The sequence below is a fragment of the Pseudocolwellia sp. G5-9 genome, from assembly GCF_055808995.1.
The window spans coordinates 937,812-962,017 of record NZ_CM147893.1 but is presented as its reverse complement, the minus strand read 5'-3'; the positions used below and the strand labels follow the sequence as shown (position 1 = coordinate 962,017).

At 36.9% G+C, this 24,206-nt stretch carries 15 protein-coding genes; 7 read left to right on the top strand and 8 right to left on the bottom strand.

Features of this window, described 5'->3' with window-relative positions:
* The first annotated feature begins 18 nt into the window (after window positions 1–18).
* Window positions 19–3,648, top strand: coding sequence for a VCBS domain-containing protein (locus tag AC0L5Q_RS04135; protein WP_473614524.1), 3,630 nt, complete (start codon window positions 19–21; stop codon window positions 3,646–3,648).
* A gap of 226 nt (window positions 3,649–3,874) precedes the next feature.
* On the opposite strand, the gene AC0L5Q_RS04130 is transcribed toward AC0L5Q_RS04135, so the two are convergent.
* Complete coding sequence (locus tag AC0L5Q_RS04130; RefSeq protein WP_473614521.1) at window positions 3,875–5,467, bottom strand: ABC-F family ATPase; 1,593 nt, start codon at window positions 5,465–5,467, stop codon at window positions 3,875–3,877.
* Between the two features lie 326 nt (window positions 5,468–5,793).
* On the opposite strand from AC0L5Q_RS04130, the gene AC0L5Q_RS04125 reads away from it, so the two are divergent.
* Together AC0L5Q_RS04125 and AC0L5Q_RS04120 are read left to right on the top strand one after the other, a co-directional pair.
* Complete coding sequence (locus AC0L5Q_RS04125) at window positions 5,794–6,066, top strand: helix-turn-helix transcriptional regulator (RefSeq protein WP_473614517.1); 273 nt, start codon at window positions 5,794–5,796, stop codon at window positions 6,064–6,066.
* Window positions 6,060–7,274, top strand: a complete 1,215-nt coding sequence (locus tag AC0L5Q_RS04120; RefSeq protein ID WP_473614513.1) for a type II toxin-antitoxin system HipA family toxin — start codon at window positions 6,060–6,062, stop codon at window positions 7,272–7,274. Before AC0L5Q_RS04125 ends, AC0L5Q_RS04120 begins: the two co-directional genes overlap by 7 nt.
* Before the next feature lie 74 nt (window positions 7,275–7,348).
* On the opposite strand, the gene AC0L5Q_RS04115 is transcribed toward AC0L5Q_RS04120, so the two are convergent.
* Together AC0L5Q_RS04115 and AC0L5Q_RS04110 are read right to left on the bottom strand one after the other, a co-directional pair.
* Window positions 7,349–9,550 carry a YgiQ family radical SAM protein gene (locus tag AC0L5Q_RS04115; protein ID WP_473618251.1) on the bottom strand — a complete coding sequence of 734 codons (2,202 nt, stop codon included), beginning with the start codon at window positions 9,548–9,550 and terminating at the stop codon, window positions 7,349–7,351.
* A 534-nt stretch (window positions 9,551–10,084) separates the two neighbouring features.
* Window positions 10,085–11,356, bottom strand: coding sequence for an O-acetylhomoserine aminocarboxypropyltransferase/cysteine synthase family protein (locus tag AC0L5Q_RS04110; RefSeq protein WP_473614510.1), 1,272 nt, complete (start codon window positions 11,354–11,356; stop codon window positions 10,085–10,087).
* A 423-nt stretch (window positions 11,357–11,779) separates the two neighbouring features.
* On the opposite strand from AC0L5Q_RS04110, the gene AC0L5Q_RS04105 reads away from it, so the two are divergent.
* Window positions 11,780–15,364, top strand: a complete 3,585-nt coding sequence (locus AC0L5Q_RS04105; RefSeq protein ID WP_473614507.1) for a carbohydrate-binding protein — start codon at window positions 11,780–11,782, stop codon at window positions 15,362–15,364.
* Between the two features lie 147 nt (window positions 15,365–15,511).
* Here the strand turns inward: AC0L5Q_RS04105 and AC0L5Q_RS04100 are convergent, their stop codons facing one another.
* The gene (locus AC0L5Q_RS04100) at window positions 15,512–16,192 is read right to left on the bottom strand and encodes a DUF2982 domain-containing protein (protein WP_473614503.1); all 681 of its coding nucleotides are present in this window, start codon (window positions 16,190–16,192) and stop codon (window positions 15,512–15,514) included.
* A gap of 314 nt (window positions 16,193–16,506) precedes the next feature.
* Between AC0L5Q_RS04100 and AC0L5Q_RS04095 the strand changes: the two genes are divergently transcribed.
* The gene (locus AC0L5Q_RS04095) at window positions 16,507–17,433 is read left to right on the top strand and encodes a hypothetical protein (RefSeq protein ID WP_473614500.1); all 927 of its coding nucleotides are present in this window, start codon (window positions 16,507–16,509) and stop codon (window positions 17,431–17,433) included.
* 146 nt (window positions 17,434–17,579) lie between these two features.
* Window positions 17,580–18,611, top strand: coding sequence for a hypothetical protein (locus tag AC0L5Q_RS04090; protein WP_473614499.1), 1,032 nt, complete (start codon window positions 17,580–17,582; stop codon window positions 18,609–18,611).
* Between the two features lie 87 nt (window positions 18,612–18,698).
* Here AC0L5Q_RS04090 and AC0L5Q_RS04085 read toward each other — a convergent pair whose 3' ends face one another.
* From AC0L5Q_RS04085 to AC0L5Q_RS04070, 4 genes are all read right to left on the bottom strand, one after another.
* Complete coding sequence (locus tag AC0L5Q_RS04085; RefSeq protein WP_473614496.1) at window positions 18,699–18,986, bottom strand: hypothetical protein; 288 nt, start codon at window positions 18,984–18,986, stop codon at window positions 18,699–18,701.
* A 52-nt stretch (window positions 18,987–19,038) separates the two neighbouring features.
* Window positions 19,039–19,254: a DUF6500 family protein gene (locus AC0L5Q_RS04080; RefSeq protein ID WP_473614492.1), complete on the bottom strand. Its 216-nt coding sequence runs from the start codon at window positions 19,252–19,254 to the stop codon at window positions 19,039–19,041.
* Between the two features lie 88 nt (window positions 19,255–19,342).
* A complete protein-coding gene (locus AC0L5Q_RS04075; RefSeq protein WP_473614489.1) occupies window positions 19,343–19,615 on the bottom strand; it encodes a hypothetical protein in 273 nt (90 codons plus the stop codon).
* Window positions 19,616–19,758: 143 nt separating this feature from the next.
* On the bottom strand, window positions 19,759–21,723 hold the full coding sequence (locus AC0L5Q_RS04070; RefSeq protein ID WP_473614486.1) for a beta-galactosidase: 1,965 nt from the start codon (window positions 21,721–21,723) through the stop codon (window positions 19,759–19,761).
* Between the two features lie 319 nt (window positions 21,724–22,042).
* On the opposite strand from AC0L5Q_RS04070, the gene AC0L5Q_RS04065 reads away from it, so the two are divergent.
* Complete coding sequence (locus AC0L5Q_RS04065; RefSeq protein ID WP_473614483.1) at window positions 22,043–24,178, top strand: alpha-galactosidase; 2,136 nt, start codon at window positions 22,043–22,045, stop codon at window positions 24,176–24,178.
* Window positions 24,179–24,206: the final 28 nt, after the last annotated feature.

Here is a 24,206-nt window from a genome sequence, read left to right as displayed (position 1 = left end):
TATTCGGGAGTAGAAAACATGTTTAAGAAATCACTTATATCAGCACTTATTGCTACAGCTCTTGCTGGATGTGGCGGCGATGATACCGCACAATTAGATGGTAATAGTCGTGGTAACATTGAAATAACTGGAAGCGACTTTTACGCAGGTGGCGAACTATCAGCATTGGCTACTGATTCTGACGGGATTCGAGCAGAAACACTCGTATACGTTTGGTCAACGGGGACTACTGGCACAACCTACACAATTACTGAAGATGACGAAGGCTCAGAAATCTCGGTTTCTGCTAGATATACCGATGAAGCAGGTTTTACTGAAGGTGTAGGTGCATCGACACCTGTTATTGCACCAACTTTAAATGTTGATGCTAGCATTATTAAAGGTCCTGTGAGTGGTGCAAGTTGTGAAATTTTTGAAGTTGATGATTCTGGTATTGCGGTTCTTCCTGCACAAGGTACTGCAGATACAGACGCTTCAGGTGGCGTTACATTTACTGATGTACACTTTGAAGGTGTCGGCTTAATTAGTTGTACTGGCGGTACTTATACAGATGAGTCTACTGGTAGTACTTTAGATGCTCCTCAATTACGCTCTGTAATAAACGTAGCTGAACTCGTTCCTGCTAAAGATGAAAATGGTGAAGAAACTGTAGATGAAAATGGAGAGGTTGTATTAGTAGAACCAATTTACACCGTTTCAGCTTTGACTGAAATGGCTGTTCAAAATACTGGTACTGATTTAAACAGTTTTGCTGAACAAGCTGAAATAATTAATGCTAGATTTGGTATTCGTTTTGATATTACGGACAATATTCCTACTGTAATTGGAGTAGATGCTCTTGGTGACTTAGGATCTGTTGCTGCAGATAGTGATAGATATGGTTCTGTTTTAGCACTTATTTCACAACTTGATGCTGATGATGCTAATGCAGACATATCTTCGGTTATTGAAAACCTAGCGACTGATTTAGCCGATGGTTCTTTTTCTGAAGCTTCGCAAGATGCTCTTGAAATAGCTCAACTTAACCTGCAAACGACTTCACAAGTTGCAGGTGCTGTTGATACATCTTTGCTTGATGTAATTGGTTCTGCGGCAGGCTATAACAATACGCCTGTTACAGCAATTATTGAAGGTGACCTTTCGGGTACTGTGAAAAATACTGCGACTGACCCATTAACTGGCTCAGTAAACGTTATTGATCCAAACTTTGAAGAAGACGCTGTAGTCGCTCAAACAAATGTAGTACTTACTTATGGTACATTTAGTATAGATGCCGCTGGCACTTGGTCATACATTGTTGATACAACAAATGACACAGTAGCTAGTCTTGAAGTGGGTAATTCTGTAACAGATTCAATCACAATAGCCTCTGTTGATGGTACTACAGCTCAAATTGATATTCGTGTTGCTGCACTTACTCAGGTCGTGAAAATAAGTAATACTGATAGCGATACAGGTGAAATTCTATTTAGGGTTGCTAACCTTCGTCAAGGTAAGCTTAGTGCATCTTTCTTAAAAGAAGTTGCAATAGGTAGTGATGGAAACAGTAAAGATGCTTATATTAAGCTTGGTGGTTCATCTGGTAGTAATAGTGAATCTCTTATAGATCTACGAATTCAAGGTGAGCAAACGTCAATTGACGCTAACGGAACAGAAACTCCAATAGCACCTCGTTTATTTGTCCGAAATACTGACAGCGACGCTTACCCTGGCAATACACTTATTGAAGACTTTAACGAAAATCAATTTTATGACATAGACATTACATGGGATTTGGATGCAACTGAGCAAATTACCGTGTCGCTTGATGGAGAAGTTATTTTTGGAGGAGCATTTTCTACTGCTGCAGTTGTGGATTCTGACTTTGAAAATTTAGATCAGTGGTTCGCTGATGGGATTCAAACTATTCAATTCAGATTCGGTGATAACGGCACAACTATTCCTTTCGGCTCTTACTTTGTAGACAATATTGAAGTATTTTCTGACACTGCTGGTACTACAAGAGTATTTACAGACGACTTTGAAGGCTATGAAGCAGGTAACACTTTAGGTGGTACTGAAAGTCTATATTCTACACTTGTTTACGCTGAAGTTGCTGTATTTGATGCAGGCGATGGCACAGAAGAGGCTGTTCCCGCTGTTTTCTTTGACTTAACAGGAAGAATTGCTAGTGATGAAACAACTCCATTAATAGGTGTTGTTAGGGTACAAGATATCAATGAAGGTGAAGCATCAATTATGGCTTCAACGGTAACTGGAACTTACGGTACATTCTCTATTGAAACTGATGGCTCATGGACTTATACACTTGATACCAACAATGCAACTATTGCTGCACTTGTTGTTGGTCAGAATGAGACTGATACTTTCACTATTGAGTCTGTTGACGGAACGACTGCTGATTTGGTAATTACAATCACAGGTTCTATTGTTGCTAATACTGGCGATAACAATGTTGCAAGAATGGCTGATACAACGACAACGGCAGATGCTGAATTGCGTTTAACAACAGACGCACTTGCTGAAGGATCTATTTCTACAACGATTAAACTACAAGCAATCTCTGACTTCACTGCTACACCAGATGTTTCAGAAGATAATACGGCTTATATTAGTATTTATGGTGGTTCTGCATCTTCAAGTAACCTAACGGGTGAAATTATCTTTAGTAATGGCGCTATTAAGTATCGTGATGCATCAAAATCGCAACAAACCATTGATGGCTTGGCCTACTTTGATGATACGGATATTGATGTAGTACTTGAATGGACTGCTACAGGTTACTCTTTATCAATTGATGGTGGCACAACGTTCTTCGGACCTTATGTTGCAATTAATACAGGTACAGCAACAGAAACGTATCAAGTTCGTATAGGTAGCTCAAGTAAAGAGTCAGCGAAAGAGTTATTAGCTGATGACATCGTGGTTGCTGATGCAGCAGGTACGGCAGTGCTAACTGAAGACTTTGAAACTTTTGCCGATGGTGAAGATTTAAGTACTTCTTATTCAAGCTCTGCTGAATCAACAGTTAGAACCATCGCAGGAACGGGTGTAAACCTTGTTGCAAGAATGGCTGATACAACGACAACGGCAGATGCTGAATTGCGTTTAACAACAGACGCACTTGCTGAAGGATCTATTTCTACAACGATTAAACTACAAGCAATCTCTGACTTCACTGCTACACCAGATGTTTCAGAAGATAATACGGCTTATATTAGTATTTATGGTGGTTCTGCATCTTCAAGTAACTTAACGGGTGAAATTATCTTTAGTAATGGCGCCATTAAGTATCGTGATGCATCAAAATCGCAACAAACCATTGATGGCTTGACCTACTTTGATGATACGGATATTGATGTAGTACTTGAATGGACTGCTACAGGTTACTCTTTATCAATTGATGGTGGCACAACGTTCTTCGGACCTTATGTTGCAATTAATACAGGTACAGCAACAGAAACGTATCAAGTTCGTATAGGTAGCTCAAGTAAAGAGTCAGCGAAAGAGTTATTAGCTGATGATATCGTGGTTGCTGATGCAGCAGGTACGGCAGCGCTAACTGAAGACTTTGAAACCTTTGCTGTGAATGATGATCTAAGCACTACATACTCTAGTTCTGCTGAAGCAACAGTTCAAGAAGACTAATCATCTTGCAGTTGTAGATTAATGTTTTAAACATTGTGTTAAAAATGCCGCTTATTAATAAGCGGCATTTTTTAGCTTTTATATCTCCACCTCACAAACAAACATCTTTGTTAATCGATTTTTACTTGTTTAAATCTTAACTTTAGAATCTCACTTTAAAAACTAAAAAGGCTTTAACCCTTGCGAGTTAAAGCCTTTTTTAATCATTATTTTTAAGTGATAAAAGTTATACTTGAGATGCTAAGTACTCGTTGTAAGTACCAGCAAAGTCGCTGTAGCTATTATCTTTAAGTTCAATAATACGTGTCGCAATACTTGAAACGAATTCGCGGTCATGACTCACAAAAATAATAGTCCCTTCAAATTGTTCCATCGCCATGTTTAACGATTCAATTGATTCCATATCCATGTGGTTAGTTGGTTCATCCATCACAAGAATATTAGGCTTTTGCATCATTATTTTACCGAATAACATACGGCCTTGTTCACCACCTGATAGTACTTTTACTGATTTTTTAATATCGTCAGCAGAAAACAATAAACGACCTAAGTATCCGCGAACCGCTTGTTCATCATCCGTAGGTTGACGCCATTGGCTCATCCACTCAAATAATGTCATATCGGTTTCAAATTCGTGAGCATGGTCTTGTGCGTAGTAACCAATGTTTACGTTTTCAGACCAAGTTAATTCACCTGTGTCATTCGCGTAACCTACATCGTTCATTAACATACGTAAGAAAGTTGTTTTACCCACGCCGTTTTCACCAATAACGGCAACACGTTCGCCAACTTCAATCATCATAGATAAGTCTTTTAGTACGTGGTTGTCGTCAAAACTTTTTGATACATTTTCAAGTACTAAAGCGTTTCTGAATAATTTCTTTTCTTGTTCAAAACGAATAAATGGATTTACACGGCTTGAGGCTTTAACGTCAGCCAATTGAATTTTATCGATTTGTTTAGCACGAGAAGTCGCTTGTTTTGCTTTTGAAGCATTAGCAGAGAAACGTGCAACGAAAGCTTGAAGCTCGCCAATTTGTGCTTTTTTCTTCGCGTTATCAGCAATGAGTTGAGCACGGGCTTGGGTAGAAGCCAGCATGTATTCATCGTAATTACCTGGGAATACGTTTAACTCACCATAATCTAAATCAGCCATATGAGTACAAACTGAGTTTAAGAAATGTCTATCATGAGAAATGATGATCATGGTTGAATCACGCTCGTTCAAGGTTTCTTCTAACCATTGAATCGTGTGAATATCCAAGTTGTTGGTTGGTTCGTCGAGTAATAAAATATCTGGATCAGAGAATAGGGCTTGAGCGAGTAATACACGAAGCTTCCAGCCCGGAGCGATATCACTCATCAAACCGTAATGTTGATCTACCGGAATACCAACGCCCATTAGTAATTCACCCGCGCGACTTTCCGCACTGTAGCCATCCATTTCAGCATACTCAGATTCTAAGTCACCAACACGCATACCTTCTTCTTCACTCATTTCTGGTAAAGCATAAATACGGTCACGCTCTTCTTTAACAGCCCACAACTCGGTATGGCCCATAATAACCGTATCAACTACAGAATATTCTTCAAAGCCAAACTGGTCTTGGCGTAATTTACCAATACGTTCATTGGGATCTAAACTCACGTTTCCTGATGTTTGCTCTAAATCACCACCGAGTATTTTCATAAAGGTAGATTTACCACAACCATTAGCACCAATTAAACCGTAGCGATTACCGCCACCAAATTTTTGCGAGATGTTTTCGAAAAGAGGTTTTGCACCGAATTGTTGAGTAATATTATTTGCAGCGAGCATAAGGCTATTTTATTCCTGTGAATCCTGAGTTTTAATGCCGCGCATTATACACAATAGGGTTGTAAATCAGCAACTCTATCTTGCTTGTATTCAAAGTCATGCTTTTAGTTTTATGAATTGAGTACAGCAAAGCTAGCAGAGTTATAAAAATATTTTTACATTTAAATAATTTGTTGCAATCTCTTCGTTATTATCTTCAGTCACGTCATCCAAATAATCCATCTGTTATAATTAATTTAAGTAACTATAATACATGCTATAGTGTGTATTTTGGTATTTATTATTATTTTTACATGTAATAACATGTTTTTATTATGTGAGGTGTTATGACTATTGATAAAGATTGGTTTGTTAAAGCAGGCGCTAAAATACAACAACTACGTAAAAATAAGTACCCTAATGATACGCAAACGACTTTTGCTGCAAGAATTGGTGTTGGTGTAACAACAATACAAAACCTTGAGGCTGGCAAAGAAGGAGTTGCATGGGGTACTGTTTTTAGGGTGCTAGAGTTACTTGATAAAAAAAATGCTATGGATGAGTTATTTATACCGAATTCTGATGCAAGCACATTAGTATCGAGAACAACATCATGGTAAGTAAAACATTTAAAATAAGGTTTATGACACCTTCAGGTGAGGTTATTAAATGCGCCCAAACTGACGTGTATGAAAATCACCAAGGGCAAATAGATAAAATAGAATTTGTGTATCATCCTGACTTTAGAAAATATTCACAGTATCCTATTGATCCAAAACACCTTTCATTTAACGCTCAGTTGATTGAGTTACCTTGCTCTAATGCGGTAGCTGGATTTATTGATGACATACTGCCTGATTCTTGGGGTAAGAAAGTACTCGCCCGTATTCATAATATTCGATTTCCCAAAACGACAGACTTACTCAATATAATGGAGTATTCCACTATTGGGGCATTACACTTTTCTAGTGATGATAATGTGCCTGTATCTTTTGGTTTAGGGTGTAATAAATCTGATTTAACAGAATTAGAGATACTCGCTAATAAAATTGATGTTGGCTTGTTAACTGATGAAGAAATAGAGCAATACAAATTAGCCATGTTTGCTCGAGGCTCTAGTATTGGTGGAGCTCGGCCTAAAGTGCTGGTGCATGATCAGCATAAAGCCTATATTGCTAAATTTGCAAAAGATGAAGACAAATTTGATTACTCTACTGTAGAACATGCTTGCTTAAAATTGATGGAAGCAGCAGGGTTGTTGGTTGCACAAACCGAGGTAATTAAAGCCGAAGCTAATAATGTATTATTGGTTGAGCGTTTTGATGTAACACCTCATGATGGGCGTTATCATCAAATAACGGCTAATGCGTTACTGAAAAACCAAAATACACAATCTGATCCTTACACATCATCATACGACGATATTGTTAAATTAATTGCACGTTATTCTTGTAGGCCTCTTGAAGATAAAAAACAACTTTTAGGTCAAATGTTGTTTAACGTTGCTTTGAATAATACAGATGATCATTTACGTAATTTTAGCTTTTCTTGTAAGGAAGATGGTTGGCAATTAACACCCGCTTACGATGTTGTACCTTCAGTAACTTATGGAGCTTATCATCAACTTAAGTTAGGTTATGACGATATTTTACCAAGCCATAGCAATATTACGCGTTACCACCGAAATTTTGGCTTAACAAAAGCGCAAGTAGTGGATGTTGCTGAACGAGTAAAAAGTGCTTTAGTCGATTGGGAAGAATCCTTTAAAGCAAATGATGTAAGTGAGAGAGATATAAAACTTATGTCTAAATTAATAAAAACAGAATAATACTCAAACTTAATTTTTTGTTAAGTGTGAGTATTAAAATCTAATCAGCTTCCCCTCTGAAACGTATAGGAGAATTAAGGTTTTTTATTCTTAGGTTTACGGTCGTTAAACTGATTCTCAGAAAAACGCGTTAACCCTTGTTTACCTTTACCTGCTGGTTTTGGCTTTTTACCGTAAGCTCTTGTTTGCCCTGGAGAGGTTTTCTTACCCGTTGAGTTGTTCTTGCCTTTACCATTATTCTTGTAGTGTTGTTTATTTAATTCACCACGGGTTTCTGCAGGTACTAAGCACGCAGGACCAGAACCAATAAGCTTTTTAAGTCCCATTTTGGTTAGTTCTTCTCTGATCATTGGCCAGTTAACTGGATCATGATAACGCAATATCGCTTTATGCAATCGTCGTTGAATGGTGCCTTTAGGAACGTTTACTTTTTCACTGTTTTTTCTTACATTTTTCAGTGAGTCAATTTCTGTATGGTATAAAGTCGTCGCATTCGCTAATGGCGACGGATAAAAATTTTGTACTTGGTCTAACTTGAAGTCATTTTCTTTTAACCATAGCGCCAGGTTTACCATATCTTTATTGGTTGTACCGGGATGCGCTGAAATAAAGTAAGGGATCAAGTATTGTTTTTTACCAGCAAGTTTTGAGTAATGATCAAACATTTCTTTAAACTTGTCGTAGCTTCCCATACCTGGCTTCATCATTTTATTTAATGGGCCTTCTTCAGTATGTTCGGGTGCTATTTTTAAGTAACCGCCAACATGATGTGTCGCCAGTTCTTTAACATATTCTGGCGACTCAATCGCTAAGTCGTAACGAACACCTGAGGCAATTAATACTTTTTTAATGCCTGGTATTTTACGAGCTTTACGGTATAGCTCTACAGTTGGTGTTTGGTCGGTATCTAAATGACCACAAATAGTTGGCCATACACAAGAGGGTTTACGACAGGTAGCTTCTGCTTTTTCGCTTTTACAACGTAGCTTATACATGTTGGCTGTTGGGCCACCCAAATCGGATATTACGCCAGTAAAACCAGGAACTTTAAGTTTGATATCTTCAATTTCATTCAAAATAGATTCTTCTGAACGACTTTGAATAATACGACCTTCATGTTCTGTAATGGAACAGAAAGTACAACCACCAAAACAACCACGCATAATGTTGATTGATGTTTTGATCATGTCGTAAGCAGGTATTTTTGCTTTACCGTAACTTGGGTGTGGTACGCGTTGATAATTTAAATCAAAAACACTGTCCATTTCTGCTTCAGATAATGGCTGAGCAGGTGGGTTTAACCAAATAATTCTATCGCCATGGCTTTGCACTAGAGGCTTAGCTGATGTTGGATTAACTTCTTGATGGAAAATACGAGAAGCGTGCGCGTATAACATTTTGTTATCACGTACTTGTTCGTATGTGGGTAAATTAATATAAGTGGTTTCCCAAGGCTTTAATTTATCTTTCCAACTTTTGTTTTGATAATCTTTTATCTCAATCACTTGTGGTGATTTAGTGACGTCTGTTGCTAACGCCGAGTTTTTATCATTTTCAGCTGCTTCAGCACTGTTGGTTTCACAGCTGCTTTCGGTCATGTCTTGATAAGGGCTATAGATAGGATCGATTTTACCCGGTTTATCTATGTTTCTAGAATCAATGCCTTTCCAGCCGGGTAGGGCATGCTTGGCTAAAAATGCACTGCCTCTAACATCAGTAATGCTTTTTGCTTCTTCACCATTTGCTATTCTATGAGCAATTTCGATAAGCGGGCGTTCAGCGTTGCCATATATTAATAAGTCGGCTTTTGAATCAAATAATACAGAGCGTCGAACTTTGTCTGACCAATAATCGTAATGAGCAACGCGACGTAAACTAGCTTCAATACCGCCAATAATTACTGGTACGCCTTTATAAGCTTCTTTACAGCGTTGTGTATAAACATTGACTGCGCGATCTGGACGTTTACCGCCTTCATCATTTGGAGTGTAAGCATCGTCGTGACGTATTCTACGCTCAGCTGTATAACGGTTGATCATTGAATCCATGTTGCCCGAGGTAACACCAAAGAATAAATTGGGTTGGCCTAACTGCATGAAAGCGTCTTTCGAGCTCCAATCTGGTTGAGCAATAATCCCTACACGAAAACCTTGGGCTTCTAACATACGACCAATAATGGCCATACCAAAGCTAGGGTGATCTACATAAGCATCGCCGGTAACAATAATAATGTCGCAACTATCCCACCCTAATACGTCCATTTCAGCACGAGACATAGGTAAAAATGGTGCTGTGCCGTAGCATTCAGCCCAGTATTTTGGGTAATCGAATAATAACTTATTCGTTTGGGTAACTCTGTCGGTAGACTTCACGTTGCAACTCTTAGTTAAACTTGGGCAAACTTTGACGCGATTATACCTAGTGCCTCTTTAAATAGGAATTTTCTTTCAATTATTTCGGAGGGCTTTTATTACTTTAGTTAACCTGAACTCGGTTAAAGAGATGCTTAACAAAATGAAATATAAGAAAAAATAGTTTTATTGTTCCTCTAGCTTGATATTTTTTCTTAATTCAAGGCAAATTTCGCGTCAATAGCTGGTCTATTGCAAGTAAATTTAACGCAGAAATTAGGAAAAATAGCTGCTAGAGAAGAATTTGTTAAGCCGAGTTCAGGTTAGTTATATTGATGAGAGAAGTGTGAATTAACAGGTTAGTAAATCAATAAATAAAAAAGGAATGAATACGTTAATATTCATTCCTTTGGTTGTTTGGATTGGTTGAGTTTGAATTTGATTGTTGTTGAAAAAGGATTACGCTTTTTCTAATGCTTGCTCAATGTCTGCAATAATGTCGTCAATATCTTCAATACCAACAGAAATACGCACTAAATCTTCAGAAACACCTGCTGATTTTAATTCTTCAGGATTTAACTGACGATGAGTTGTTGATGCTGGGTGACACGCTAACGATTTAGCATCACCAATATTTACAAGGCGTAAAATCATGTTGAGTGCATCAATAAAGCGTCCGCCTGCTTCACTACCACCTTTAATACCAAAGCTTAAAATACCTGATGATTTACCGCTGGTTATGGTGTTACATAATTCGTTATACGGGCTTGTAGGCAGTGCGGCATAATTTACCCAGTTAACTTTATCGTGATTGTTTAAGTAGTTAGCTACTTTTAATGCATTTTCACAATGGCGTTCCATGCGTAAACATAAGGTTTCTAAGCCTTGCATAATTAAAAATGCACTATGTGGTGAAAGGGCTGCACCGGTATTTCTTAATGGTACAACACGACAACGACCAATATAAGCTGCAGCACCTAATGCTTCGGTGTAAACAACATCATGATATGAAGGATCTGGTTCGTTTAGCATAGGGAAACGCTCTTTATTTGCTACCCAATCAAACTTACCTGAGTCAACAATAATACCGCCGATGCTTGTGCCATGTCCGCCTATGTATTTAGTGAGTGAATGAATAACAATATGAGCGCCGTGTTCGAATGGGCGACATAACACAGGGCTCGCCACTGTGTTATCTACAATTAATGGTACGCCATACTTGTTTGCGATTTTAGCTAAACCGGCTAAATCGACAATATTACCCGCAGGGTTACCGATAGATTCACAAAAAATAGCACGTGTGTTGTCGTCAATTAAGGCTTCAAATGCAGCTAAATTATCAGCAGAGGCAAACTTTACGTTTACACCTTGTCTTGGAAAAGTGTGAGCAAAAAGGTTGTAAGTACCACCGTATAATTGGCTAGTACTAATAATGTTATCACCTACAGAGGTAATTGCTTGAATGGCATAAGTAATAGCAGCCATACCTGAAGCCACGGCTAAACCAGCTAAACCGCCTTCCATCGCTGAAACACGTTGCTCTAACACGTCAGTGGTTGGGTTCATTATTCGAGTGTAAATGTTCCCTGGAACTTTTAAATCAAATAAGTCTGCACCGTGTTGTGTATTGTCAAAGGTGTAAGACGTTGTTTGGTAAATAGGTGTGGTTGCGGCTTTAGTCGTTGCTTCCGACTCATATCCGTGGTGTAAGGCTAGTGAGGCTAATTTCATAATGGGTCCATTCGTTGTTTAAAAAATTTGTGCATTATTTATATCATTAAATTAACAATTGTTAAATTTTCAAATCGGTTTTTATCTATACCTGAGTTCGGACTAGGTATTTGAAGCTTACACAGGTTACTAGTTATGCGAATAAATTACTTTTTGTAATTTATTGTAATAATTTTTAATTCGTTGAAATTAATTATAAATACACATCTGTAGATGATAATAAGAATGATTTTTATTAAAAATAATCAAGAGTAGAGTTTGATTGTTTTACGAACGCTTCCTATATTTTTGTATGGGGTTAGCTTTTAGTTAACCCTTTTATACTTGCTTTAAAAGCTACACATAATAAAGCAAGGGGCGTAAGTATTTAGTTAATAAAATAAAGCTTACACGGATTACACAATATAAAATGGATTTATAATAATGAAAAAAAACACACTAAAAGAGCAATTTAAATATTCAGTATTGAGTACTTTATTGCCTATATTAATATTATGCTTTGGCATAGTTACAACAGCACATTCGGAATCAATCAGGGTAGAAGCTGAAAGCTACATTAATATTGATGGAACTTTCGTTGATGGACAACCCACTCCTGTTAGTACTTATGTAACTAATGGTGAAACGGCTTTAAATTATATTAATCGTGATGATGTTATTGATTATCAAATTACAGTAACGGAACCCGGTGATTATTCATTGGTTTACAGTATAGGGACTGCTATCGCTAGTGGATCGGAGATAGAGTTTTTAATTGAACAAAATAATAGCTTTATTTCACAAGGTAAAACAACTGTACCAAATACCGGGTGGGATAATTTTCAAGATCTTTTAGCCGGTTATACGGTGCAACTTACAGCTGGATCTCAAACTCTTCGACTAAGAGGAGCAGGAACCAATGATTGGCAATGGAATATTAATGCTTTTACTTTAACTCACTCTGGTGGCACATCAGTTATTGATAGTGATAATGATGGTGTAAATGATGAGTTAGATCAATGTCCTAACACGCCTCAAGGAGATGTGGTTGATAATGATGGTTGTACATTAACGGGAGCAACATCCTTTGTCTTACAAGCTGAAGACTACGATTCTGCAATAGGAGACGTACAAACGTTTAATTTAAGTGGTGGTGGTCAAGCTATTAACTATTTTAATAGTGGTGATGCGCTTAATTTCAATGTAAATATTGCTGAAAGCGCTTCATATAAAGTAACTTATCGTGTTGCAACAGGTGTAAACAATAATGTAGTTGCTGGTTTGCAAGCTAATGGTTTTAATGGGGCTTTAGAAGTTAAGGATAATACCTCTGTTATTATGCAGAGTTCTGACGCAGCGCTTTCTTGGGATATTTTTTATGATCAACAAGGTAGCTCGACATTTAATCTTTATAAAGGCGCGAATATTATCCGTGTTTATGGCGCAGGTAGTGCGGACTTTCAATTCAATATTGATTTACTTACTTTAACACGCGTTGGAGATGTTGATCCTGATACTGATGATGACAATGTTAATGACGAATTTGATATTTGTCCTAATACCTCAGATGCTGAACGTAATAATGTAAACTCTGTTGGTTGTGCACCTTCACAATTGGATTCTGATAGTGATTCGATTACAGATGACTTAGATCAATGTCCAAATACACCAATAACAGATTTTGTTGATAGTGTAGGTTGTACGAGTAGTGGTGGTGATGATGATGACTTTGATGGCGTTGATAACCATGTTGATCAATGTCTATCAACTTCTTATGGCATTAATGTTAATGGTTTAGGCTGTAATGTTAATGGAAACGATTCAGACAATGATGGCGTTGCAAATAATCTAGATACTTGTGGTAATACACCCGCAGGTGAGTTTGCAAATAAACAAGGTTGTTCCACTTCACAAGTTAATAATAATTTAGCTGTAGATGTAACGGTAACTGCTAATATGCGCCATGAAGTAAATGGTGTTTCTGATTTTGGACGTAATCGTCATATGACTATGCATAGCTCTATTTTTGAGCGCGATTGGAATGGTCATACTGATAAATTAAATTATATTTTAAATACTTTAGATGTTTATATGGGCCGTGATAATGGGTCATCAACATGGCGTTTTCAAGAAACAGAAGAAGATCCTAGCCGTAATAATTGGGCAAATCTTAGCTGGATGGTTACTAGAGGCAAAGAATTAAGAGAAGAGTACGATAGTATTCCTCTTTATAAGCGTTTTGCTACAGCTAAAACAGAGATGATTGCAGGCACGAACGTTAATCCTCTTTATCCCACGTTAAATTGGAATCCTAACGGTTCAACTTGGACGGGTTGGCAACCAAAAGAAATAGCTACATCAGCTGAATGGGTAGGCCAATATCTTGAAAGTTATTTTTCGAATTCCCTTAATGGTAACATTGGAGAGCCACTACCTAAATATTGGGAAGTTATTAATGAACCTGATATGAGGATGAAAACAGGGGCATTTGTGGTAACTAACCAAGAACAAATTTGGGAATATCATAATCTAGTCGCAGAACAAATACGTAATCGATTAGGTAATGAAGCACCACTTATTGGTGGTATGACATGGGGGCTACATGATTTCTTTCGTCGTGATGGGCTTTCACGACTTCCTGATGACAATTATTCTCAATATATTTCAATACCAGATGATCCAGCAGCTGAAGCCGAAAGCAAAGCGCTTTATTTATCCAGAATGTCTACTCCTGTAGACGATACTCGCAATGAGAATTGGTATCAATGGGATGTAATGTGGCGTGGCTTTATGGAAGCTGCGGGGGATAATATGGATTTTTATTCTGTTCATATTTATGACTGGCCAGCAGTAGACGCGACAGGTATTGATGTGGCTCGCCGTGGAGGACATGTGCAAGCGATGTTAGATATGATGGAGTGGTATGATGTTAAAAAAGGTGGATTAGCTAATCGTAAGCCTATTGTGTTATCTGAATATGGTGCGGTTCAAGGAGGATGGGATAGATTACCGCATCAAGAACGTTATGATATTACTAACTTAAAAGCTTTCAATGCTATGTTAATGCAATATTTAGAACGTCCTGATTATGTTGTTAAATCAATGCCATTTACTCCAGCTAAACCGTTATGGGGATATCAAGGTTTACAAGATGGCTTTATTACTGTTGGTGTATGTGGTTATAAAGAGGTGCCAGATTGTGTTACGCCTTATCATTATGCAATGTTAATTGAAGAACAAATTAATAGTGGTGATTGGCAATGGTCTTCATACATAAAATTCTATGAACTATGGGCAAATGTTGATGGTACTCGTGTAGACTCTTCATCTACTGATCTTGATGTACAAGTTGACTCATATGTTAATGGAGATGAGTTATTTGTTATCATTAATAATCTTGAAGAGACAGCGACAACCATCAACTTAAGTGTTGCAGGGGTAGGAAATGCGAACATTAACAATGTTGAAATGCGTCAAATGTACTTTGTTAATGAACAAGAAACCATCCTTGATCGTCGTCATATGAAAACAGCGCCAAATACATTAACACTTTCTCCTGACGCAACCGTTGTATTACGTTATTCTTTAAAAAGTAATATTAATATCAACCAAGTCGCGCAAGAAGTTAAGTATTTTGGTGAAAGTGTAAGTGGTGGTTCAGTACCACATCGTATTTCAATTACTGGCGGAGAGAAAACCCTTAATATTAATAATGTTTCAATTCCTTCAGGTTCTGCTGAAGCAACATTACGTTTAACAGTTTCGTTATTTCCTGATGCTGATGATAAACCCGGTGGCTTTTTAACTATTGACTCATTAAAAGTTAACGGCACAAGCGTTGATACTCCAATTGATTGGAGAGGACCAGCTGAAAATAGAAATGAACGTTATTTTGCTACACTAGAAATACCAGTACCTATATCGGTATTACAAACCAATAACAAAATAGATGTTAATTTCCATCATAATGGAGAGTTAACTGTTGCTAACTTAACTGTCTTAGGTTTTTCAAGCCAGCCGAATAGATAGTTGTTTTATGTAACTTATTTAAACCAGTATATTTTATGCTGGTTTTTTTATACCCGTTTGAATAATAAATTAAAGACCTGTATATGATGATTTCACTCTATTAAATATACCGCGAAGGTCAACACCCTCTAGTTTGTTAAGATAACTTTATTGATTAAGATGGATGGCGTGTTCTTTACATTGTTTTAGTAATGTTAAAAAGTTTTCTATATCTCTATCAAATCCTGTATCTGGTAAATAAAGGTGATAACCGTAAATACTATTTAACTGTTCTGTTCTGAAAAGCCATGCGGCTATAGGGCCTTTATATACTTTATTGTTTAAAGTGAAGTGATCGAAGCTGATCAAGCCATTATCTAAGGTTATCTCATCATTTTTAGCGGCTAGTATCAGTAATTCTCTTTGCTCGTGAATGAGTTTATTTGCAAGGCGAGGGGAAATATTGTCTGCAATAAGATCAATGTTTTTTAACTTAATACCAATATAGGGCAGGTGAGTTACATTAAAACCGGTACTTGAGGTAGGGATCCCTAATCGAATAATACTGTCCCATTTTATTGTCCAATTCCCATTTCTATGAAAAAAACAAAGGTGATGTCGCGTTAATTTGTAGCTGATGTCAGGCTCTGAATATTTTAATACGCCGGTAAGTAAAACAATGCAGCTAGCAAAAAATAACAGCATTAACTGAAACTTAAATTCAGCCCAATACCACGAATTGAGAAGCATGCTAATACAAATAAAACAAAAGCCTAACAATATGAGAAACATACCATTATGTTTGGCTTTAGGTTTTATTGTTATTTGTTCTTCTATAGAAGATTGCAAGAAGTTAACCTCAAAAATAGCAGAGTTATCGGATACTTACTCGCGGTTAAAATTAAACAGGATCCAGTTTGCACTATTGAAAGCCTTTATTCGTTATGACTATGCTTCTATATTTATGTCTTTTAACATTTTTCAAGGTGTAGTTCATTAATGTAATAAGAGGTAATGTTCTCTAATTTTTATATTGTATACAGTGTTGGTGTTGATTCAGGCAAGGATGCAATGTCCAAAACCGTTTCATAACACGTGGTCTTAGTGCCATTTTACAATTTACTACGATGTAATCGTTAATTAATTATTACCGGAGTTTTAACATGTCAACATTAATACAAATTGTCGTTACGAATAATAGTGATCACCTAACAAATTTCTACTTTTTTCAAGAGCCGGCTGTTTATGAAGGAGGACCTGAAACTTATTCAAATAGTCTGTTGGGAACACCGATATTACCACATTCTATTTCAGGTTCTAATTATACCTTTTTGTTAGAACTACAATACTACGCAGGTGTTCAACAAAGAGTAAATCCGCCGGAAGTAGGTCAACCTTCAGGCTATGCATCAGCTATTCAACAGGTTGGTCTTACACCGGCCCCTGGAGGGACAGCAACTAATAATAAAACCATCATGAGTGTATCACCATTGGGGTTAGCTCCACCTATCAATGATAAAGCAGTACAGCCAGGAGCATTTCGAATTACATCACCGGTTTATAATCCCAAGTTAGAGCAGTATAATGGAGGTACAGCTGTACAACTTGGTACTGGAGCAATCGTACTGTCAAATTATGTAACGGTTAATCCTAGTACAAACCTTGATTGTCAACCTATCTTGAAGTTCTATGTAGCGACAGGTGCTTATACTGCTGGAACCGTTATTAATTTCAGTAGCTCTTCTGTTCATGCTGCTCTTTGTGATGCAACCAGTGGCTTTACTACCTTTAATGTTAGTTACAACGCGGACGGAACTTGGACGACAACACCTAGTACAAAAAGCTTGGCTATAACATCAGAAGCAAAGTTAATAAGCATCGATTCAAATGCTCAAATAAAAAATGAAGCTGGAACAGCTGTTATTTCTACAGGTGTTGCGGCGAACTTTAATGATCCTGTTACTATCACCAACCTAAGTAACCCTAATGCAATTATATTGCACCATGAGTATCAAGTAGGCGCTACAGGTGGTCCTTTTGTTGGGCGTATGTGTACAGCAAAATCTGGAAATAGCGCTACTTTTTCTTAATAGGTAGTCAAGTTAGGTAAGCCATTTTATTGATACGTTTTACTTATACTCGTTATTATTCAAGATGTAGGTTTTTAGATTCATCGAAGAAGCACTTGATTGATAACGGGTATATTCGTAGACGTATCTTTATAAGGGATATAAGTATGTTTGATAATGATTTTTTTTATAAGTCAGGCTGCAATGAATTACTTAATTCATTACAGCAAAAAAATTTGGTATACAATTATAATTTTTTATACTTTAGTAATAAAACAGTTGTTTCTAATATGATTCATTATAACCATCCTGACGGTTGGATTTATAATGATCCTGGTAAAAATGCGGAAATTAGTTTAGATGGCGAAAACTGTAGAATTTTAACCAGCAGCGATACAACTTCTAAAATGACCTTTCGGCAAAACCTGAATGAGTTCCCTAGATGGCAAAGTGTTCTTAATGGTAATACGGTAACGGCGAGAGTAGTCATGACAGTCAGTGAAAATTGCCAAGTAAAGGTTATATTGTCTGATGGTTTCACTGATAGCACAAGAAAATCGATTAAGGGTGTAGCAGGAATTTTTGATGTTGAATTAAGTTTGAATGTTGCTAACAGCGCAGAACAACTTTATATCGAAGTTCAAAGTCAATCGGCATCAGCTGTGATTTCTATCAGTAAAGTATATGCAAATGTAGGATCTGTTGCGATTGAGAGTTTACCATGCATTGTTAACGGCGTTATTGGTGAGCGAAAGCAATATATAGCAACTGAAAATCCACCCGCTGAAGAATTATCATTGTGCACTGATAATCTCGAATTAAGTCCTAATCAAACAAGATTAAGTTCAGTGCTTAATCAAAGGTTTGGGCTTGGCCAAAATAGTTTGTCATTATTGCCTGATATGAGAGGTTACTTTAGCCGATCGTGGAATAATGGAGCAACGGTCGATACAGATGCATCCAAGCGGAAAACTTCAGGTAATGAAACTGTTATTGGAGATTATGTTGGAACTATTGAGACCGATGAATTTTTGAATCACGTTCATCAATTGGGTTATTCTACTGCTCAAATCGCATCAAGTTCAGGGACTCCTGGAACAGGATTAAATCTCCTTACAACCTCGGAGACAAAACAGACAGGAGGTAGTGAAACAAGACCTAAAAATATTGCGGAATTATATACAATTAAATGGGCATAATATTCTGTGGTGGTTATTTTAATTTGAAATAAAACGCTTTGCTCATTATATAAGTTAAATTATTTACTATTTATATGTAGTTATAGGTTATATAAAAGCTAAATTATGACTCGAGTTTTTTAATAAAATTCCTTGCTTAAATAAGAGTTGATGCAGTTTTTTTTGGTAAGTTGATTCTATCGCTTTTGCTGTACTTAAATTTTCTTCATTATCAAAAACACAGTGTATTAATAAACTATTCGGGAAGTTATCAAACTTAACGGTGAAGTTTATGTCACTAAAACCAATTAATTCTTCTTGTAATAAAACTTTTAATTTTTCTATAGTAGAGTCGAGCTTGTTTTGTAGTTTTTTTGTTGTTTTAGAGTGTTTCATTATTTTTAGTTCTTATAGGTTTGTGATGGTTTGAATTGTAATAAGCTTATCGTTATAAAGCTTGGATCATTTTTTTAATTTTTACTGCTTTTTCAAAGTGATCTAATTTTTCTGTCATTATCCACCAAGTAGCTACTTCTATTAATGTTTCTGGCTCTGAATTTTTGTTTTTGAAAAAAGCATAAAAAGATAAACCGACATTATCACCTTTTTGTTCAATTTTCTGGTTACACACTTCTATTATTCTTGCTCTAATAAGTTCATTCATGATGGGTTTTATCAGCTTAATTAAGGGATTTTAAACAAGAGGTATAATAATATTTATAAAGCTTATTGTATGTAGGAAATAACGTGATTTAACTAACTAAACCGTTACGTTTTAATCCTCGCCTTACATTTTTGCAAAGCTTTGCTAATTTAGATATTTCGCCAAGTTTAGGCACAACGTTGTTGTTAAGTTTTGCTTCCCAGTCACATAATTCAGTATCAACTATTTCTAATAGTTTTTTAGGACAACCTACACAAGAAGTACCACAAATATTAGCTTCAGGAGTAGTAAAAGGAAACTCTTCACGTACCTCAGTAATGAGATTTTTCATTGCTGTGACACAGTCAGGTTTTTTATTCATTGTCTGTTTTTTTACAGTTGTTATGAAGGAAGGATATTAATTATAACAACATAATAAATGTAACAAGTCCTTGTTCTAAATCAATAAACAGTTTCTACTTTATAATAAGTAGAAACTGTTTTTAACTATTACTTATTTAATCTCTATTTATTTAACTTTAATATCGCTACGTCGTAAGGGGCTAATTTTTCGCTACCCATAACAAATGTTCCTAATTCTGGATTAGGAAATGTTTGTTCGTAACCTGCGTAGTTAAAGATATAAGCTGAATTACCTCTGTGTACCATTCTCAGGTCTTTAGGTAATTTAATGGTATCAATATTTAGTTCGTTACTTAAATTAGCAAATAACTCGATTAAAAAGCTAACACAGCTTAATGAAGCAATATAGGTTGTGTTGTTTTCACGTACTACAGCGGGTGTTCCATCATGATACTCAGCAATAACAGAGGTATTTTCCGAAATTTCTAACTCTTCTCTCCAACATCTACTTTCGTACCAATGATTTTGATAGCTTAGTTTTTCGCTACAGTCAGGTCGTATGGTTTCTACCGAAAGTATCTTTATCGAGATAAGTGATTGTATTAAACCCGGAGCTAAATTTGGCGCTAAGCTAAAGTCTTTCGTTTTGCTGCCAGAACGCGGTCCAAATACAAAGTGAGCATTAGACGCTTTACACTTTTCAGCAAAGGCGGCATCCACAATAGGTAAACAAGGTGCAACAACTAAGCTGTATTGGCTAATATCACAATCGGTTGAAATAAAGTCTACCGCCAAACCTAATTGACGAAGTGCAGAGTAGTATTCAAATTCAACTTGTTGATGATTATAGCTGTCGCTTTGACGCTCTATTTCACTTACCCACTGATTAAGTGTACCTGTAACAATAGCGACTTTAGCTTGCACTGGATCTTCAATATTAAAGTCGGTTGCTTTTAACTCATCGCGCATATGTTCTATTTCAGCCCATGCTGCGGCTTTTGAATTATCGTTACGTTTTACACCAGCGTGCATTTGTTCTTGTGCAAATGGAGCTTGGCGCCATCTAAAGTAACAAACACAATCAGCGCCGTGGGCAAAAGCTTGCCAAGACCATAAGCGAACCATGCCTTTTTCGGGACGAGGATTATGATGAGCCCAGTTAACTGGCCCAGGTTGTTGCTCCATTATCCAAAAGTTTTTCTTACTTACCCCACGGCTTTGATCAAAGGAGTAACTGGCAAAATCAGGATGACCTGTACGCATGTAAGGTTTAAATTCTTCAGCAGGGCGCTGTGCAAAAAATAAATCAGAACGACCTAAAGGGTAGTTGTCGTAACTTACAAAATCTAAGTTTTCAGCTAATGCATAATTGTCGGTTTGTGTATCAACCATAGGAATATAGTTATGAGTCACAAATCGATTAGGTGAATGCTGACGAATAACTTTGATCATTTCATTATGAAAATGCACCACTTGATCTGAACTAAAACGACGATAATCTAATTGATGCGCAGGGTGAGTTTCAGTAACAGCTAAAATAGGTAATTCAATTTGCTTAAAATTATTATATTCCATTGACCAAAACACCGTGCCCCATGCTGTATTTAACGCATCAATACTTTGGTATTTCTTTTCACACCATTGTTGAAAGGCAAGTTTCGCATTTTCAGACCCGCTATGCGTTGTATCATGGCATGCAATTTCATTATCTGTTTGCCATCCACAAATAGCAGGGTGATTACCATAACGTTTCGCAAAGACCTCAGATATTTTCATTGCTGCATCAAAGTAGTTTTGGCTTGAAAAATCATAATGGCGACGCGAACCAAAACCACGCACTGTACCTGTATTTATGTCTACAGGTAAAATATCAGGGTGTTTGTCAATTAACCATTTAGGTGGGGTTGCGGTAGGCGTACACATAATAACTTCTAAACCTGCTGCTGAAAGTACTTCTACAGCGCGGTCTAACCATTCAAAAGTATAGTCACCGTCATTGGGTTCAACTCTCGACCAAGCAAATTCACCAATACGTACATAGCGTAATCCTAATTCACGCATCTCTTTAGCATCATCAGCCCACATAGACTCTGGCCAATGTTCAGGGTAATAACAAACACCTAACATGTATTTTATCCTATAAGTTTTAGTTTTTAAGTATAGCTAGAATATTTATATGTACTTTATCAAGGTGAATGTTTCGTTTTCGAAAATATTCGTTTTTGTTCTAAAGTTAATTATTTAGCCTGTTTAAGCTAGTGTAACCTGAGTTCAAAAAGAAGTCTTATGAAATTTATTGCGTTTTTGTTCTTTTTCGAATTTTTAATGTTTGTGTATAGTGAAATTTATTCATATAATCATTTTTATTAAAAGCACCCTCTAAGTGAATGTTGTTATATGACAACCTCTCAAACATCCCACCTAGAATATTTATAGGATAACTCTAATGAAGCAAGTACCTGAATTTGTTCAATTACACAGTGACTCTTCTACTTTATTAATTGATTGTAGTAATCAAACTCCAGCGATAGCTTACTGGGGGAAAAAGCTAAACCATGACACAACAGGTCAGATGATAAGTCTTTTATCAACACGCCAAGAAGTTAAATGTGCTGTTGTAGTAGAAGCGCCTATTTCTTTGTCGCCATTATTAGGGCAAGGATTTACAGGCGCGCCAGGTATTGAAATAACCAATAGTGATATCGCATGGTCTATGGGCGGTAAAACAACAAACGTTATTCAAAATAATGAGCATGAAGTTATTTTTGAATCGGTAGACGAAATAAGACAAATAAAATCTATTCACACCATAAAAATTGATTCACATTCAAACGTGCTAGCGTTAACCACAGAATTAGTTAACCTAGGCGATAAAGTATTAAATGTTAACTGGTGCGCAGCGCCAACGATACCTATGCCAGATGTTATGAATAAAATCATGTCGTTTGGTGGCCGTTGGTCGTACGAATTTCAACGCACAACTATCGATTTGTTTTTAGGTAGCTTTGTACGTGAAAACCGCAAAGGTAAAACTAGCCACGATAACTTTCCTGGCTTTCTTATGCATAACGAATTTACTCATGAAAACAATGGTGAATGTTATGGCTTTCATTTAGGTTGGAGCGGTAACAGCAAATTACGTGCTGAATTATTGCCAGAAGGGCGTAGCTATGTGCAACTTGGTGAGCTCTTATTACCGGGCGAAGTAGAACTTGCTGTGAACGAATCGTATAAAAGCCCAGTGCTATATTCCTCATATTCTGAAAATGGTTTTAATGGCTTATCTCATAACTTCCATCAATATGTACGTACACAATTATTGAAAGAAAAAGTAAGAAATAAACCTCGCCCAGTGCATTACAACACATGGGAAGGTATTTACTTTGATCACGACGTGGATACCCTTAAAGAACTTGCTGAACATGCTAGTAAAGTAGGGGCAGAGCGCTTTGTACTTGATGATGGTTGGTTTAAAGGTCGTCGTGGTGACGCAGCCGGTTTAGGTGATTGGGTGGTTGATAAAGACATTTATCCAAATGGGTTATCGCCATTAATTGAGCATGTTAATCAATGTGGAATGGAATTTGGCCTTTGGTTTGAGCCTGAAATGGTAAACCCAGACAGCGACTTATACCGCGCGCATCCAGATTGGGTAATACAAACACAAGGTAACGAACAGCTTAGCTTCAGAAACCAATTGGTTTTAGACTTAACGCGTAGCGAAGTTGTAGAATATTTATATAACGCCATTAACGATATTTTAGTTGAATACCCTAAAATTGTTTACATCAAATGGGACATGAATCGCGACATTAACCACGCTGGCGGACATAACGGTAAACCTGTTATTCACCAACAAACACTTGCACTATATAAGTTAATTGAACGCTTAAAAATATCAAATCCGCATGTTGAAATTGAAAGCTGCGCTTCAGGTGGATCGCGTGTTGACTATGGTGTGTTGCAACATACTGATCGTGTTTGGACGTCTGATTCTAACGACGCGTTAGACCGACTCGACATTCAACGTGGTTGTTCTTACTTCTTCCCATCAGATGTTATGGGATCACACGTAGGGCCTCGCGATTGCCATATTACGGGTAAGCATGTAAGTATTGAAATGCGTGCTGGCGTAGCATTTTTTGGTCATATGGGAATTGAAATGGACCCTCGTGAGTTAACGGATCATGAACGTGAACAGCTTACGCATGTTATTGCATTGCATAAAAAACATCGTGCGCTTATTCATAATGGTCGTGTAATACGTGCTAATTCTGATGGTGATTCAGTCGATTTTGGTATTGTGAATGACGACCAAACACAAGCGTTATTTTCATACAACAGTGTTAACGAAACTAAACGTACAGCACCTAAAAAATATCGATTCAATGGTTTAGATACCACCAAACAATACCAACTTGATTTTATTTGGCCGACTAAACATAAAGAATATTCAACATCAGTACTTAGTAAAGTTGACGGACAAGTGTTTACAGGCGAAGCATTAATGCAACTGGGTATGCAATTACCTATTAGCTTCCCGCAAACAACATTAATTTTTGAATTAAATGAAGTGAAATAACGTTTACACTATGTAGTTGAGTCACACA

Coding starts and splice junctions, on each gene's coding strand:
- AC0L5Q_RS04135 (WP_473614524.1), top strand. CDS start 19: ATGTTTAAGAAATCACTTATATCAGCACTTATTGCTACAGCTCTTGCT.
- AC0L5Q_RS04130 (WP_473614521.1), bottom strand. CDS start 5,467: ATGCTCGCTGCAAATAATATTACTCAACAATTCGGTGCAAAACCTCTT.
- AC0L5Q_RS04125 (WP_473614517.1), top strand. CDS start 5,794: ATGACTATTGATAAAGATTGGTTTGTTAAAGCAGGCGCTAAAATACAA.
- AC0L5Q_RS04120 (WP_473614513.1), top strand. CDS start 6,060: ATGGTAAGTAAAACATTTAAAATAAGGTTTATGACACCTTCAGGTGAG.
- AC0L5Q_RS04115 (WP_473618251.1), bottom strand. CDS start 9,550: ATGTCTCGTGCTGAAATGGACGTATTAGGGTGGGATAGTTGCGACATT.
- AC0L5Q_RS04110 (WP_473614510.1), bottom strand. CDS start 11,356: ATGAAATTAGCCTCACTAGCCTTACACCACGGATATGAGTCGGAAGCA.
- AC0L5Q_RS04105 (WP_473614507.1), top strand. CDS start 11,780: ATGAAAAAAAACACACTAAAAGAGCAATTTAAATATTCAGTATTGAGT.
- AC0L5Q_RS04095 (WP_473614500.1), top strand. CDS start 16,507: ATGTCAACATTAATACAAATTGTCGTTACGAATAATAGTGATCACCTA.
- AC0L5Q_RS04090 (WP_473614499.1), top strand. CDS start 17,580: ATGTTTGATAATGATTTTTTTTATAAGTCAGGCTGCAATGAATTACTT.
- AC0L5Q_RS04085 (WP_473614496.1), bottom strand. CDS start 18,986: ATGAAACACTCTAAAACAACAAAAAAACTACAAAACAAGCTCGACTCT.
- AC0L5Q_RS04080 (WP_473614492.1), bottom strand. CDS start 19,254: ATGAATGAACTTATTAGAGCAAGAATAATAGAAGTGTGTAACCAGAAA.
- AC0L5Q_RS04075 (WP_473614489.1), bottom strand. CDS start 19,615: ATGAATAAAAAACCTGACTGTGTCACAGCAATGAAAAATCTCATTACT.
- AC0L5Q_RS04070 (WP_473614486.1), bottom strand. CDS start 21,723: ATGTTAGGTGTTTGTTATTACCCTGAACATTGGCCAGAGTCTATGTGG.
- AC0L5Q_RS04065 (WP_473614483.1), top strand. CDS start 22,043: ATGAAGCAAGTACCTGAATTTGTTCAATTACACAGTGACTCTTCTACT.